This window comes from Cryobacterium sp. RTC2.1 (genome assembly GCF_035018685.1).
Classification (GTDB): domain Bacteria; phylum Actinomycetota; class Actinomycetes; order Actinomycetales; family Microbacteriaceae; genus Cryobacterium; species Cryobacterium glucosi.
This window is the reverse complement of record NZ_JASJXJ010000368.1, coordinates 1-365: the sequence shown is the minus strand read 5'-3', so window position 1 is coordinate 365 and position 365 is coordinate 1. Positions and strand designations below refer to the sequence as shown.

The following is a 365-nucleotide window of genomic DNA, read 5'->3' as shown; positions in this document are numbered from 1 at the left end:
CACGAATCCCGACAAGCATCACGCCGCCAACGACTGCTGACGGCCGCCCGACTGCCAGCGCTGAAATCACTCACGGGTTTCGACTACTCCAGCGTGAAATTCCCTGAGGACTACGGCCGGGAGGAGCTAACGTCGTTGGACTTCATCAACCGAGCCGAAGACTTGGTCCTCTACGGCGACGTCGGGACCGGCAAAACCCACCTCGCCAGCGCGCTGGTCGCCGCCGCCTGCCGACAAGGAATACCGGCCCGGTTCTACACAACCTCGTCCCTGGTGATGCAGCTGCGTCGCGCCAAAGACGAAGGCCGCCTCGACCGGGAACTGGTCAACATAGCGAAAAACCAGCTACTCGCAATCGACGAATT

The 365-nt window shown here is 61.4% G+C and carries 1 protein-coding gene; it reads left to right on the top strand.

From position 1 onward, the window contains the following. Positions 1-33: 33 nt before the first annotated feature. Positions 34-365, top strand: a 332-nt coding sequence (locus QN357_RS19335; RefSeq protein ID WP_323505449.1) for an ATP-binding protein, incomplete at its 3' end; no start/stop codon positions are given.